Source organism: Blautia sp. HCP28S3_G10 (assembly GCF_052065235.1).
Classification (GTDB): Bacteria; Bacillota; Clostridia; order Lachnospirales; family Lachnospiraceae; genus Blautia_A.
This window is the reverse complement of the sequence record NZ_JBQHUL010000041.1, coordinates 13,760-29,210: the sequence shown is the minus strand read 5'-3', so window position 1 is coordinate 29,210 and position 15,451 is coordinate 13,760. Positions and strand designations below refer to the sequence as shown.

11 protein-coding genes are annotated in these 15,451 nt (G+C 45.5%); all 11 read left to right on the top strand.

What is annotated here, in order from left to right:
* Positions 1-255 precede the first annotated feature (255 nt).
* A complete protein-coding gene (locus ACTNB8_RS14000; RefSeq protein WP_441055685.1) occupies positions 256-2,946 on the top strand; it encodes a CD1108 family mobile element protein in 2,691 nt (896 codons plus the stop codon).
* 39 nt (positions 2,947-2,985) lie between these two features.
* A complete protein-coding gene (locus tag ACTNB8_RS13995; RefSeq protein ID WP_441055681.1) occupies positions 2,986-3,306 on the top strand; it encodes a DUF4315 family protein in 321 nt (106 codons plus the stop codon).
* A complete protein-coding gene (locus tag ACTNB8_RS13990) occupies positions 3,242-4,621 on the top strand; it encodes a CD1107 family mobile element protein (RefSeq protein WP_441055679.1) in 1,380 nt (459 codons plus the stop codon). Before ACTNB8_RS13995 ends, ACTNB8_RS13990 begins: the two co-directional genes overlap by 65 nt.
* A 2-nt stretch (positions 4,622-4,623) precedes the next feature.
* The gene (locus ACTNB8_RS13985) at positions 4,624-5,202 is read left to right on the top strand and encodes an MT-A70 family methyltransferase (RefSeq protein WP_441055677.1); all 579 of its coding nucleotides are present in this window, start codon (positions 4,624-4,626) and stop codon (positions 5,200-5,202) included.
* Position 5,203: 1 nt separating this feature from the next.
* Entirely contained in the window at positions 5,204-7,276 is a 2,073-nt protein-coding gene (locus tag ACTNB8_RS13980) for a DNA topoisomerase 3 (RefSeq protein WP_441055675.1), read from the top strand.
* Positions 7,277-7,345: 69 nt separating this feature from the next.
* Positions 7,346-13,000 carry a SpaA isopeptide-forming pilin-related protein gene (locus tag ACTNB8_RS13975; protein ID WP_441055673.1) on the top strand — a complete coding sequence of 1,885 codons (5,655 nt, stop codon included), beginning with the start codon at positions 7,346-7,348 and terminating at the stop codon, positions 12,998-13,000.
* A 79-nt stretch (positions 13,001-13,079) separates the two neighbouring features.
* Positions 13,080-13,220: a hypothetical protein gene (locus ACTNB8_RS13970; RefSeq protein ID WP_441055671.1), complete on the top strand. Its 141-nt coding sequence runs from the start codon at positions 13,080-13,082 to the stop codon at positions 13,218-13,220.
* Positions 13,221-13,226: 6 nt separating this feature from the next.
* Positions 13,227-14,315: a DUF5688 family protein gene (locus ACTNB8_RS13965; RefSeq protein ID WP_441055669.1), complete on the top strand. Its 1,089-nt coding sequence runs from the start codon at positions 13,227-13,229 to the stop codon at positions 14,313-14,315.
* 71 nt (positions 14,316-14,386) lie between these two features.
* Positions 14,387-14,680, top strand: coding sequence for an HrcA family transcriptional regulator (locus ACTNB8_RS13960; protein WP_441055667.1), 294 nt, complete (start codon positions 14,387-14,389; stop codon positions 14,678-14,680).
* Complete coding sequence (locus ACTNB8_RS13955) at positions 14,680-14,811, top strand: hypothetical protein (protein WP_441055666.1); 132 nt, start codon at positions 14,680-14,682, stop codon at positions 14,809-14,811. The genes ACTNB8_RS13960 and ACTNB8_RS13955 overlap by 1 nt, the downstream gene beginning before the upstream one ends.
* The gene (locus ACTNB8_RS13950) at positions 14,804-15,445 is read left to right on the top strand and encodes a JAB domain-containing protein (RefSeq protein ID WP_441055664.1); all 642 of its coding nucleotides are present in this window, start codon (positions 14,804-14,806) and stop codon (positions 15,443-15,445) included. Before ACTNB8_RS13955 ends, ACTNB8_RS13950 begins: the two co-directional genes overlap by 8 nt.
* The last annotated feature ends 6 nt before the right edge of the window (positions 15,446-15,451 follow it).

Sequence of the window (15,451 nt, the reverse complement as noted above, 5' to 3'; positions counted from 1 at the left end):
TATTACCTGATTGACACTGGGACAATTATATCATGGGCTTTACTAAGCCTATTGAACAAATATTTATTGAGTTTTCAAGGTACATTTATGTATCTAAAAGATATTATACGAAGGAGGGAAGATCATGTTAAGGGTATTATCTTATTTTCTCACATTTTTAGGAGGCGCTGTGATGGGCGTCTTCTTAACTTGTGCTTTACAGTGTGGGAAACATTCAGAGCAGTAAAGGAGGCAGGATAGATGGCAGAACAGAGAATGAACGCCAGGGAAAAAACAGTCCAGAAGATGACTAAGGATGGAGTGGTAGAAGAAAACTTGGCAAATAAATCCACTGTTCGTGTCAGCAGCCGCACTACGGATGTACAGATGAAAAATAAGGATTCTGGAAAAGTGCAGGACTTTTCTAAGAATTCCAGAGATGCACCGGCGACGGCACAGGCAGTGGATAAGACAAAATCACGGAAACTGATACGGGAACAGGCAGAGGGCAGTGCCACATCTAAGCTGTCCATGGAAGAACAGAAAACTGGTACTGGGAAACTGAAAGAAAAGCATATTGACCTTGCCCAGACCCGTGGGGATGCGAGAAAAGCGCAGACCGGAGGAAGTAAAAAGCCGGGGCAGAAACAGAGATTAAAGTTTGCTTATGAGGAGACAGCAGAGGCTGTAAAGGATGGAAAAACCTCGGAAAAGCTGAATGGGATGGATGCTGATGGTGTGAATTTCCGGCATGATGCCCAGAAAAAGCGGAACCAGAAGATGGCTTTTGAGGAAGCAGAAAAGAAAAATGCACCGAAAAAGCATTCCATGAAGGAAAAGGTTTATCAGGAACATGCAGACGAAGCAGGAAAGAAAAGCCGGCTGAAATTTGAGGGCGAGAAAGATGTTTCCCTTGTGAAAAAGGCTGGCACCGCCGTGGCGGTATCTGTCCATCGTCAGGTGCGAAAAGAGGATGATGGTAATGCGGCTGTGGAAGGAGCAAACAGTTTAACGGAAGGTTCCGAAGGGATTTACCATTTAAGCCAGAGGAGCGTCCGCAGGAGGAACCAGAAAAGGGCCCGGTCAAGTGCTTATCATGAAAAGAAAGCAGTGCAGGCTGCGACAGAACGCTCCCATTTAAAGAAACTGATCCAGAAACAGCGGATCAAAAAGGAATATGTTAAAGCAAAGCAGAGTGAGCAGGCAATGGGAACTGCAACGGTTGGAACGATTGATTATATCAAGAAGATCGGCGGCAAGGTGACCAACTTTTTCAAAGAACACCGAAAGGTCTATATCAGCATCGCTGCCCTTATAGGCATGATGTTTCTGATCATGACCAGCGTGACTTCCTGTTCATCGGCATTTATGCAGAGTGTGATCAATTACACAGGAACCAGTTATATCTCATCGGATGAGGCAATCCGACAGGCAGAGCTTTATTACACGCAGTTGGAAGCAAACCTGCAGGAAAGGATCAACCAGATGGAATCGGAAGAGCCGGGGCATGACGAATATCGGTACAATATCGGACCGATAGAGCATGACCCTTTTGTTTTGATCAGTTATCTGTCCGCAAAATATGAGGAATTTACCTTTGAACAGGTGAAACCGGAACTGGATCGGCTGTTTGCCCTCCAGTATCAGCTGGAGACAGAGGCAGTCAATGAAACGGTGACAGAGACAGCGACCGTAAGGGTAGGGGAATCCCTTGGAAATGTTGTGACAAGCGGCTACTGTAACTGCCCGATCTGCTGTGGCATCTGGTCAGGCGGACCGACCGCATCCGGGGTATATCCAACAGCAAACCACACACTTGCAGTGGATGCCTCCAATCCTTTTGTCCCGATGGGTACAAAAGTAGTCATGAATGGCGTGGAATATACGGTAGAAGATACCGGGGCATTTGCCCGTTACGGCGTCCAGTTTGATGTATATTATGACAGCCATTCGGCAGCTTCTGCACACGGGCATCAGACCTGGGAGTGTTTCCTTGCAGATGATAACGGAAGCCGGGAGGTGGAAGTGACACGAACCAGGGATGTGGATGTATTGAATGTGACATTAAATTCCAGCAGCCTGACGGGGATCTGCCAGGACCGTCTTGGAATTTTCCAGAGGGAACTGTTTGCTGCCTACAATGAAACAAAAGGCAACCTGCAGATGTTCGGAACACCATTTGATTTTAACTGGTATTACAACGTGAGCAGCTATTACGGATATCGGATCCATCCAATCTCCGGGGAAAACCAGCTTCATAACGGAGTGGATATCGGAGTGCCGGAAGGAACCGAAGTACTGGCAGGGCTTAGCGGAACGGTAACGACCTCTGCTTACAACGACAGCTATGGCAATTATGTGGTGATCAAAGACAGTAAAGGCTATGAGCTTCGATATGCACACTTAAAGAGCCGGAGCGTATCTGCCGGTGCAGCGATCACGAAAGGCGACCAGATCGGTCTTGCAGGAAATACCGGAAATTCCACCGGAAGTCATCTCCATATCGAACTTCTGAAAAATGGGGAACGGATGAACCCGATCTTCTATCTGGAGACAGGGGAAGGAACTATTTTTGGTGGAAATGAGTATACCAGTGAAGCAGCGCAGAGGCTTTTACAGGAAGCAGCCAGACACCTGGGAACGCCTTATGTATGGGGCGGTTATTCCCCAAGCGGATTTGACTGTTCCGGTTTTGTAAGTTACTGCCTGACCCATTCCGGGGCAAGGAATACCGGAAGGCTGACTGCCCAGGGACTTTATGATATCTGTACACCAGTGTCAGAGTCCGATGTCCAGCCGGGAGACCTGATCTTCTTTACCGGAACTTATGATGCAGGTGTGCCGGTTACGCACGTTGGTATTTATGTTGGCGGCGGGCAGATGATTCATTGTGGGCATCCGGTGCAGTACACATCCATTTACTCTTCCTACTGGCAGAGCCATTTCTATGGATTTGGTAGATGGTAGAAAAACAGGGCGGTTTTAAGCCGCCCGGAAAGGAGAAGTATGAAAAGCCTTGAAAAAGCAGTTGCCGATTATGAAAAGGCAAAAGAAAAAATGGAAGCATCCAGGGCACGGTATGAAGCAGACCTGAAGCGGTTTAAGGCTGCGGAAGTGGCAAAGACGGAAGCGGAAAACCTGGAGATCGTGCGTATCATCCGTGGTATGGATATGACAATACCGGAACTTCATGAATTCCGGGAAAGAATGAAAACGGAACTGCCCACGCTGGCAGGATTTCAGAAGGAGGAAACAGGAACTGATGATGAATTTAGAGAAAATGAAAGAACAGAGGGCTTCGGGGAAGCACAGGAAATGGGGCAGTAACATGAAAAAAGGAGTGTTTGCACTTACCACTTTTTTATGCATGGCAACCCCGTTTTTATCTGCCCAGAGCATTTATGCGGCAGAGAGCGGTAATCCGGCAATCGCCATTGAAAAGCCAGATGGATGGAAACAGGGAGAGACTTCTGTTTCCATTGCCGTAGATGCCAGCCAGATGGGGGAAGGCTTTCAGGTAGCAAAGATTGAAGCCAAGGCAGGAAAAGATGGAAGCTGGCAGGACGTAACACAGTCAAAAAGCATTACCATCAATGGCAACCAGACGGTTTATGTACGGGTGACGGATACAGAAGGGACGGTGTATGAACAGAACCGTTCCATCCGTTGTTATGACACGGAAAAGCCGACTTTGTCTGCTTCCCTGACTGATGGGGTGCTGACAATTCAGGGGAATGATTCGGTATCCGGGATTTCAGCGATAACCGTCAACGGAACCACTTATACCGATTTGACGGATGGGAAACTGAAGATCCAGCTGACCCAGAAAGATTTTACGACAAAGAAGATCGAGATCACAGTGACCGATGGTGCCGGGAATACTTCTGATAAGTACACGCTCCAGAACCCCTATTATGAATGGGCAGTACGGCAGGCACAACAGCAGAATGCAGCGAGCAGTGATATGACAACTACCGGTGCTACTTCCTCAACAGAAGAAGCAGCCACATCCCCGCTTCCGCAGGATGCACAAGCTTCCGAGCCGACAGAAGCGACCGGTACAGTAACAGACCGGACGGTGACCGGGATTGAAGAAGAGCTGGCAGCTTCCGGGGAAGATGCCCAGAGCATTACCCAGACAGCAACGGAGGGGACGAAAGAGTTTTATACGATCACTACTAAAAGTGGGAAGATTTTTTATCTGGTCATTGATAATTCCAAAGCACAGGACAACGTGTATTTCCTGACGGAAGTCAGTGAAAAAGACCTGATGAACTTTACCCTTTCTGATACGGTGACTCTTCCGGAAGTGGATACGGTATATGCGGAACCGGAGACCGAGGAGCCAGAGCCGACAGAAGAGCCGGAAGCAGAAGAACCGGAGACAGAGGAAGTACAGATGCCGGAGGATAAATCCCCAGTAGGTTCCTATCTTCTGATCGGCCTGATAGCGGTAGGTGCTTTAGGTGCCGGTTATTATTTTAAGGTTTATAAACCGAAGCATGAATACGATGATGAGGATGAATATGAGGAAGATGAGACCGAGGATAATGAAGAACCGACAGAACTGGATGATGCCGAAGCAGAAATGCTTCCGGATGAAAGTTATTCTGAGGATGTCTTAGAAGATGAGGAGGAATGATAATGGGGTGGTTGGATGCAGATGAAAAGTATCCGGTAATTTATGCAGATCCGCCGTGGCAGTACCGGGTGTATTCCCAAAAAGGACTGGGGCGGAGTGCAGAAAGCCATTATCCCACAATGGGGATTGAGGAGATCCGTGCTTTGCCGGTGGCAGAACTGGCAGCAAAAGACTGTGCGTTATTCCTTTGGGTAACGGTTCCGTGCCTGCTGGAAGGGCTTTCCGTCCTGCAGGCATGGGGATTCCAGTATAAAACGGTTGCCTTTGTATGGATCAAACAGAATAAGAAAGCAGACAGCCTGTTCTGGGGGATGGGATACTGGACAAGGAGCAATGCCGAGTTTTGTATCCTGGCAACCAAAGGTTCACCGAAACGGCAGTCTGCCAGTGTCCATCAGGTGATCTTATCCCATATCGAGGAACACAGTAAAAAGCCGCAGGAAGCAAGGGAGCGGATCGTGCAGCTTATGGGAGACGTTCCCCGGATTGAGCTGTTTGCCAGACAGAAGACTCCCGGATGGGATGTATGGGGAAATGAAGTGGAATCAGATATTGAAATGGAAAGCAGAAAGGGTGAGTGAGATGAATTTAGTGATTGCAGAAAAGCCGTCGGTAGCGATGGCACTGGCGAAGGTAATCGGAGCCAGGGAACGAAAAGACGGATATGTGGAAGGGAATGGCTATCTGGTATCGTGGTGTGTCGGTCATCTGGTGGCGCTTTGTGACGCATCGGAATATGACGAACGCTACAAGAAGTGGAGATATGAAGACCTTCCCATTGTACCGGAAGAATGGAAAAGGAAAGTGCTGGATGGCACGAAGAAACAGTTCCAGATCTTAAAGAAACTGATGAACAGCAAAGAAGTGGAGGCGGTCATCTGTGCGACTGATGCCGGAAGGGAAGGAGAGCTGATCTTCCGCTTGGTCTATGAGCAGGCGGGATGCAAAAAGCCGATAAAACGTCTCTGGATCTCCTCCATGGAAGAAAGCGCAATTAAAGAAGGGTTTGCATCGTTACAGGACGGTTCGTGTTATGAAGACCTTTATCAGTCAGCTTTATGCAGGGCAAAAGCAGACTGGCTGGTAGGAATCAATGCGAGCCGTCTTTTTTCGGTCCTTTACAACCAGAACCTGAAAGTGGGCAGGGTGCAGACGCCAACCCTTGCCATGATCGTGGACAGGAACCAGAAAGTGAAAGGGTTTGTCAAAGAAAAATACTATGTAGCCCATTTAAAATTCGGGGATTTTGATGCAGTATCAGAGCATTTTCAGAAAAAAGAGGATGCAGATCAGGTAGCTGCTGACTGCAGCGAACGGATGTGCCAGGTAGAAAAAGAAGATGTGCAGACGAAGACTGTCCGGGCACCGAAACTGTATGACCTGACTTCCCTCCAGAGGGATGCCAACCGTATCTTTGGTTACACAGCACAGGAGACACTGGACTCTGTGCAGGAGATGTATGAAAAGAAGCTGGTGACGTACCCAAGAACGGACAGCCAGTTCTTAACGGATGAGATGGGAGAAAGTACAGAAAAACTGGTGCAGATGCTGCTGTCAAAGGTTCCATTTGCAGAAGAGATCGTTTATGAACCGGATGTTTCAAAGGTTCTGAATTCCAAAAAGGTATCAGACCATCACGCAATTATTCCGACTTCTGAGGTGGCAAAAACAGACCTTCAGAAACTGAAAGAAAGGAATCGGAACATCCTTTATCTGATCAGTGCTAGGGTGCTGACGGCGACAGCGGATTCTTATATTTATGAGACCCATAAGTGCCAGGTCACCTGCAACTTCCATACCTTTACTTTTTCTGCAAGGAAGACGAAGCAGGAAGGTTTTCAGGCGATTGAGAAGAAACTGAAACAGTTTCTTGGGATCAAGGAAACGGAAAAGGAAGCAGAATTTAACCTTTATCTTGGAAGAAATATCGGTCCCTGCAGCACTTTTGTTTCCGAAAACTTTACCCAGCCGCCCCGCCAGTACACAGAAGATACCCTGCTTGCCGCAATGGAGCGGGCAGGAAATGAAGAACTGACGGAGGAGACAGAAAAGAAAGGGCTTGGCACTCCTGCCACAAGAGCCGGGATCATTGAAAAACTGATCCAGTCCGGTTTTGTTAAGAGGGAGAAGAAAAATCTGGTGCCAACGGATGCCGGGAATGTACTGGTTACTGTTTTGCCGGATGAGATTAAATCTCCAAAAATGACTGCAGAGTGGGAGATGGAATTAAACCATATCGCACAGGGGACAGAAACTGCGGAGCATTTCTTAAATGGTATTACGGATATGCTGGGAGAAATAATCTCCCGTTATCATTCGATTTCCGAAGAAGAGAGCAGCCGTTTTCCGGGAACTGCCAAAGGCGAAGTGATCGGGAAGTGTCCGGTCTGTGGCAGTGATGTCCGGGAAGGGAAAAAGAGTTATTACTGTACCGGACAGGAATGTTCCTTCTCTTTGTGGAAGGATGACCATTTCCTGAAAAGTCAGGGGAAAAAGATGGATAAAGCTACAGCGAAGAAATTCCTGACCAAAGGGAAGGTACATTATAAAGACCTGGTATCCCAAAGAACCGGGAAAAGCTATGAAGCAACCATCGAACTGGTAACAGATAGTGATGGAAAAGCGCAGTTTAACCTGCATTTTCCACAGAGATAAGGTAGAAGCAGGCAGCCATGTGCTGTCTGTTTATTTTTACAATAAAAAATGAAAGAGAGGACACAATCTATGAGAAAAACAGGAAATTTGAGGAAACTGGTATCCGGATTTCTGGCAGGGCTCACGCTGTTATCTACGGTGTTATCGCCTATGACAGCTTATGCGGCAGAGCCGAAAATGGAAGAAAAACCGCCCCTTTATGAAGAAGTGAAGGATCTGCTTGATGAGGATGAGGTGGTAAAAGCCGAGGATTATGAAATGACAGTGGGAACATCCTTTGATGTGACCTGTGATTTTACCGGGCTTAAGATCGAAGATGACAAAAAGGTGAAAGTCACTTTTGAAGAAGCGAAGAATGATGAGGGACAGGATTTCTCTACAGACCATGCAGACAGTTATAAAGCTGTTTACTATGTAGAGCCGGTCAATGAGGCACATTCGAAGTATCAGATCAGCCGGAATCTTATCGTGAAAGAGGCGGAAACAGAAATGCAGACGGCATCGGAAGGCGGAGGAGAACAGACAGGTTCCGATGAAACAGAGGATGCATCCGATGATGGGGAGGCAGACTCGCAGAGTTTTACTGTGGAAGAGAGTGAAGTTTTTGAGACAGAAACTGTTACAGAGCAGGAGACAGAAACCGATGAAATGATCCATGAGTCTGAATCAGAATCAGAGGTGATTGGTGAAGAGATTACTGCGGAAGAATTTGATGCGGAGATCGAAGCAACCGAAGATCAGGAAACGGTGGATCCGGAAACCGGTACAACTCTTTCCGAAGTAATGGAGGAGGCTGTGAATCAGGGAATTGCTTTAGAGGAACTGGAAATTGGGGAAACCGTTACCTTTGAAATGCCGATGCTCTTAGCAGCTGCAAGTACAGGAAGCCAGTCAGTCTCCATTACAAGAGGAAGCTGGTATCATTATGCAGATTATGGATTAGGTTCCTACATTACAGCACCTTATTATGTGTCCTGGGGTGGAATCAAAGCAACTGCATATTGTGTGCAGCCTTCTAAGAATGGACCGGATGACGGAACTTATTCCATCTCCAAATTATCGGATGGAAAGACGTTAGCGAAGGTATGCTATTACGGAACAAAAGCCAGTGATGAAAATGGATTCTTTGATGAAAAACATCCGGATTTCTCTACTGGAAAAAGATTCATTATCACACACCTTGCGGCAGCTTATGCCAATGGATCCAGTGACTGGGATTCCGGAACAAATGCAACGGGTCGTTCCCTGGCAATGGAACTTTATAATTACTGCGTCAATATGCCGGATATCCCGGATGTAGATATGAGTTTTTCAGATGCAGATGTGAAAGCCTATGTGGAAGGAAATATCCAGAGAACAAAAACGATCACATTTAAAGCAGATGAGCTGCAGACGATTACTTTTAATCTTCCGCAGGGAGTAAAACTTGTGAACATGACTACCGGAAAAACCAGTTCTGCAGGAGCAAGTGTTGAGATTAGTGGTGGAACAAAATTCTATCTTACCGCTCCATTATCTCAGGCGGAGGATGTGAGTGCTTCCTTTTCCACAAAGATGCGAGGAAGCATTGACAAAGAGTATTCTGCTTACAAGATTACAACCGGTTCCTCTACACAGGATCTTGCCCTGGTATTTGGGGAAGGTGTCGGAAATGAAAAATATGTGGATTTCAAAGTAACCTGGACAAAGGAATGTTACGTTTCCATCGTGAAAAAAGACAGTGAGACATCCAATACTCTGGCAGGTGCGGTCTATGGTATTTACAGCGATGCTGCATGTACAAAACTGATCAAACAGATGCCGGCAACGGATGCCAATGGTGCTTCTAAGGTAACACTGGAGAAGACACAGGAAGTTGTATATTTGAAGGAGATTTCAGTTCCGACAGGCTATACGATTGATGCAAAAGCATATAACGTCACTCTGAAAATCGGAAAAACAACGAACCAGAATGTTACCGATAAACGAGTGACAGCAACGATTTCCTTGTATAAGCAGGATTCTGAAACAGGAAATGAACCTCAGGGTGATGCAACACTGGAAGGTGCTGTTTATGGATTATTTGCCCGTGAGGACATTGTTCATCCGGACGGAAAAACAGGTGTCCTGTATAAGAAGGGAACACAGATCACGACACTGACTACAGATAAGAATGGACAGGCTTCTGTCTCCAATCTGTATCTTGGCAAATATTATCTGAAAGAGCTGACTCCGCCGGCAGGATACTTGTTAGATCAGGAAGAACATGATGTGGACTGTTCTTATGAAGGTGCCAATGTACCGGCAGTAGAAAGAAAAGCAATCTCCAAAGAGGATGTGATCAAGCAGCCATTCCAGATTATCAAAGCCGCCAATAACGGGAAAACAGATGCAGACCTTTTGGAAGGTGTCGGTTTCTCCGCATGGCTGGTAAGTGACCTGAAAGTAAAGGCAGATGGCTCTTATGATTTCTCTTCCGCAAATCCAGTCGTGCTTACTTCGGATGGAAAAACAGAGATGTTTACTGATAAAAAAGGGTATGCCTGCAGCATCCCGCTTCCGTATGGAACCTATGTGGTAAGGGAGACAACCGAAAAGCACAATTATGAACCGGTGGATGATTTTCTCGTAACGATTAGTGAAAATCATCCAAATGATCCGCAGGTATGGCGTGTGCTTCTGGATAATGAATTTGAGGCAAAGCTGAAAATCATCAAAAAAGATGATGAAACAAAGAGAAGCGTGCTTCTGGCAAATACAGAATTCAAAGTATATGACCTGGATCATCAGAAATACGTGGAACAGGTGACTACTTATCCTTCTACAAAAGTACACAAATCCTATTTTACCGATGCGAATGGATATCTGATTCTTCCAAATAATTTGAAGATTGGAAATTACAGAATCGAAGAAGTAACAGCTCCAGATGGATATACCCTGAATAAGAACTATGTGGAGATTGCAGTGGATTCCAATACTGCTTATCAGGAAGATTCCGTCAGTGGCGATCTGGTGATTGAAGTGCCTTATGAGAACCATCCGGTAAAGGGCAAGCTGACAGTTTATAAAAAAGGTGAGATGCCGACCGGATTTAAAAAGGACTTTATTTATGAGGAACGTTTCCTGAAAGATGCCGTTTTTGAAGTGTATGCGGCAGAGGATATCTATTCTCCGGATTACCAGAAAGATGACGATGGAAACCGTATCGTAGTCTATGCGAAAGATACACTGGTAACTACCATTACAACGGGGGAAGATGGAAAGGCAGTTGCTGAAAATCTTCCGCTTGGTGCATACAAAGTGGTAGAAAAGACAGCCCCGGACGGATTTGTATTAAATCCGGAAGCTGCAGAAGTTGTCTTTATCTATGAAGGGCAGGAGACTCCTGTAGTAGAGCAGGAAGTGACCATTGGGGATGAAAGACAGAAAGTAGCCATTACTGTTGAAAAACAGGATGCGGAAAATGGAGCAGTTGTAGAAGGTGCTGTGTTTGGTATCTACAACAAAGAGGATATTATCGCAGATGGAAAAGTGATCGTAGAGGCGGACACTCTGCTTCAGAAAATGACTTCTGATGAAAAAGGGCAGGCAGCTTGTACCCTGGATCTTCCTCTTGGCAGTTACTATGTAAAAGAGCTGAAAGCTCCGGCAGGTTATGTATCTTCCAATGAAGTACTGAACTTTGATGCATCCTATCAGGGACAGGATGTGGAAACCGTTGTATTAAAGTCTGTGAAAAAGAACCAGCCGACAACAGTAGAGATCACAAAATCCGATATTACCACGGGAACAGAACTGGATGGTGCCAGCCTGAAAGTGCTGGATAAAGACGGTAATATTGTGGATGAATGGACTTCCGTAAAAGATGCTCCGCATGTGATCAAACGTCTGGTAGTCGGTGAGACTTATACATTACGTGAAGAATTTGCACCGTATGGATACCTGAAAGCAACGGATGTGGAATTTACCATCGAAGACAATGGGGATATTCAGAAAGTGGAGATGAAGGATGAAGTGCCGACCGGGCTTTTGATCATCAACAAAAAGGGTGAATTCCTGGATAAAGTGACACTGCTGGATAACGCAAAAGGCACTGTGGAGCATCTGTTTGAGTATATCACCGGCAGCCTTACCGAAGTTACCTTTAACGTGTATGCGGCGGAGGATATCAAGGCGGCAGACGGTGTCAGTGAAGATTACTTCAAGGCAGATGAACTGGTAGGAACGATCACGACAGACACAAATGGTATTGCACAGCTTAGTGACCTTCCGGTTGGAAAATACTATGTGAAAGAGGCAGAAACTGCCCATGGATATGTGCTGGATGGGGAGCCGAGATATGTGGATTTAAGTTACCGTGACCAGGATACTCCGGTGGTAACGTATGATGAAGCATGGCAGAATAATCGCCAGAAAGTCAAAGTGACCGTCCTCAAAAAGGAAAAAGATACAGAGCGTGTACTGGCAGGCGGTGTCTTCGGATTGTTTACAAGAGAAGATATCAAAAATGCCAGCGGGGATGTGCTGATGGAAGCAGATGCCCTGATCGAGCTGAAGACAACGGATGAGAATGGACAGATTACCTTTACAGCAGACCTTCCGGTAGACGGAAACTACTATGTGAAAGAACTTTATGCTCCGGATGGTTTTGTGACCGACAATGAGGAACAGGATTTCACATTTGAATATGCCGGTGCTGATCAGGCAGAAGTAAGCTATGATTTTACGTTTGAAAATGAGGCAACAACCGTGGAACTGACAAAATCTGACCTGACTACAGGGGAAGAACTTCCCGGTGCTCATCTGGAAGTGACCGATGAGGATGGCAATGTTGTGGATGCATGGGTATCCACGGAAGAAGCTCATGTAATTAAAGAGCTGGTAGTCGGTAAGACTTACACGATGACAGAAACCAAACCGGCGGATGGATATGTAACGGCAGAGAGTATCGAATTTACTATTGAGAATGCTGCGGATATCCAGAAGCATGAAATGAAGGATGATGTGACAAAGGTGCAGATCAGCAAAACGGACATTACCGGAGACCATGAGGTTCCGGGGGCGAAGCTGACGATTCTGGATGAAAATGACCAGGTAGTAGAAAGCTGGACTTCCACCGAGGAGCCGCATTATGTGGAGAAGCTGCCGATTGGCAGATACACACTTAGGGAGGAACAGGCACCGAAAGGATTTATCCTGACAGCAGATGTTACCTTTGAAGTGGAAGATACCGGAGAGATCCAGACTGTTACTATGAAGGATGACACCGCAAAGGGTAAAGTTATCCTGAATAAGACGGATAAGGAAACTGGAGAACCGCTGAAGGGTGTGGAATTTGAGCTTCGTGACAACGAAGGAAAGGCGCTTGAGACCTTAAAGACAGATGCTGCCGGACACGCAGAAAGCAGCCTGTATGAGATCGCAGAGTACAAAGATGGCAAATTTGACAGCGAAAAGAAATATTATTTGGTGGAAACCAAGACACTGGACGGTTACGCACTGGATAATACCGAGCATGAGGTGGTGTTCACCTATGTGGATGACAGTACCCCGATTGTAGAGGTGACTTTTGACCTGACAAATGAGATGTCGGAAGTTCCGGAGAATACGGAAGGAACTCCGTCAGCCGGTAATCCAAAGACTGGGGATGAGACCAATCTCTGGCTGCCGATGGTACTGATGGCAGTTTCCATCAGTGGAATTGCAGGACTTCTGATCGTCAGAAGAAAGAGAAAAAGAAAATAGCAACCTTATATGAGCAGGGAGCCTTACATTAGGGCTCCCTTTTATCATAGCAAAAATCATGAAAGGACAGGTAAAAATTATGAAGAGAGCAATGAATAATGTGAAGACAGGAAGAGAAATGCAGGAGAAAACATTTAAGAGAATGATGGCTTACCAGAAAAAAGCGGAGCAGGCTGTCAACAAAAAGAGAATGAACCAGCACATGATCAGAAGGGGGTAAATGCGTATGATGAACAGAAAAGATTTTTTTGAATATGTAAAAAATAATGTGACCGATTATTTGCCGGAGAAATTTGCAGATGCACAGGTGCAGTTGCAGGAAGTGACCAAAAAGAACGGGCTAACGCTGACAGGAGTGGTTATTCCTGTAGAGGAAACAAATATCACACCAACGATCTATCTGGATTCCTTTTATCAGGAATACTGCAACGGGAAGAACCTGGATTCCTGTGTGGGCGACGTGGCTGATATCTGGATCGAAAATATGGATACGGATTTAAGTGTTGATGTGAATCGTATTATGGATTATGGCAATATAAAAAATAAGCTTCAGGTACGCATCTGTGATCCGGAGAAGAACCAGGAATGGCTGGCTGACAAAGTCGTGACCATGCATGGAGATTTTGCGGCATATTATACTGCTAATCTCTCAGAAAATGAGGATGGTATTGCTTCCACTGCGGTTACAAAGAATCTTCTGGAGGCATGGAACGTGGATGTAGATACGCTCCATAAGGATGCTATGGCAGCGGACAAAAATAGAGGACCGGCTTTATATTCCACGGAGGAGCTTATCGAAACAGGTGTATTCGGAGGAAAGGCAGAGAATCTGCTGAACGGGGAACAGGATGTAAATATGTTTATGCTTCCTATGTTTTGCCTGACAAATGAATCAAAGCTGAATGCTGCTTCCCTGATCCTGCATGAAGATATCCGGAAACAAGTCGGAGAGTTTATGAAGGGTGATTTTTATGTCCTTCCGTCTTCCATGCATGAAACCCTTCTCGTACCGGACAATGGGGATTTTGATGTAAAAACCCTGAATGCTATGGTAAAAGAAGTCAATGCAACAGAAGTTTCTCAGGAAGATATCCTTTCGGATAAGGTACAGTTTTGTGATGGTAAAACTGCTGTCATGGAAAATGCAGAAAAGCGGGAAGCAAGAATGGAAAGAGAAAAAGCGGCGGTGATTGAAAAATCTGCAGGAAAAAACGGGCTTCATGGAAAGCTCGAAAAGGCAAAAGAGGAGATCAAATCCGGCGACATTCTGGGAAAACCACAGGGTAAGACAAGAGATACTGCTCTGGTGATGTAAGAAAATAAAGTTTAGCAGGGGATGGGCTGCCGGTATGGCAGCTCATTCTTTTGGGAAAGGATGAGTATAAGATGGAATGGTGTTTTTATGGAAATGATGTAAGGGAAAAATTTGAAAAACGATTGGAACCAGATGCTCTTGAAGCCGAATTGATGAGATATCAGTACGTATTTGAAGATGAATTCAGCCTGCAGGATCTTTTGACCATTTTGGATTTAAGAGCAAAAGCATTGATAGCAGAAGCAATCAACAATGTACCTGAGTTTCTGATTGACCAGATTGGAAAAGCCAGAAACAGTTATGATTTTCCATCCCTTGTACGGGAAATGGAACGTATTGCAAATGTTATGGAGGAAAACGAGTGATGGGAAAAGAAATGAAAGAAGAAACCAGAAAATCATTTGCCCAGTTTATCCGGAAATGTCTGGAGGCTCAAAAAGAGAAGGAATTTATCCTGAAAATCCCATTACGGAAAGGGGCATCTGATAGTGAGTAAAAAATTTGGACTTGATCAGGTGGCGGTGCGTCTTGTAAAGGAAGCACCGCTCCTTAGTGATGAAGAAATATCTTCACCGGAAGATGCAGTAAGGATACTTGGAGATGCTTTTCAGGATTATGACCGGGAAGTTGTTGGTGTGGTAAATCTTCGGAGTGATAATGTCCCTATTAACATGACGATAATCAGTATGGGAACTTTGAACCAGTCATTGGTGCATCCCAGGGAAGTGTTGAAGGCGGCATTTTTGTCAAACGCAGCATCGATTCTTCTGTTTCATAACCATCCAAGTGGCAGTCTGGAGCCGTCAAAGGATGACATCGCCATTACTGGGAGAATGCAACAACTTTGTATGTTAGCGGGTGTTCCTGTAGTGGATCATATCATTCTTGGTGGCAACCAGTCTTATTATTCCTTTCGGGAAAAAAAGATACTTCCTATGGAACAGATTCATTATTCCGTGGATTTAAATGATGTGGATCTAAAAGTAGCGGAAAAGGAAGCAGAGAATTACGGATATAAAAAAACAGAGAAAAAATCCATAAAGAAGTCTCTGGAAGAAAACCGGAAAAAGATTGCATCCAGTCAGAAATCTTCTGGTGTAAAGAGAAAACAGGAAACATTGATTGAATGAGAGGAG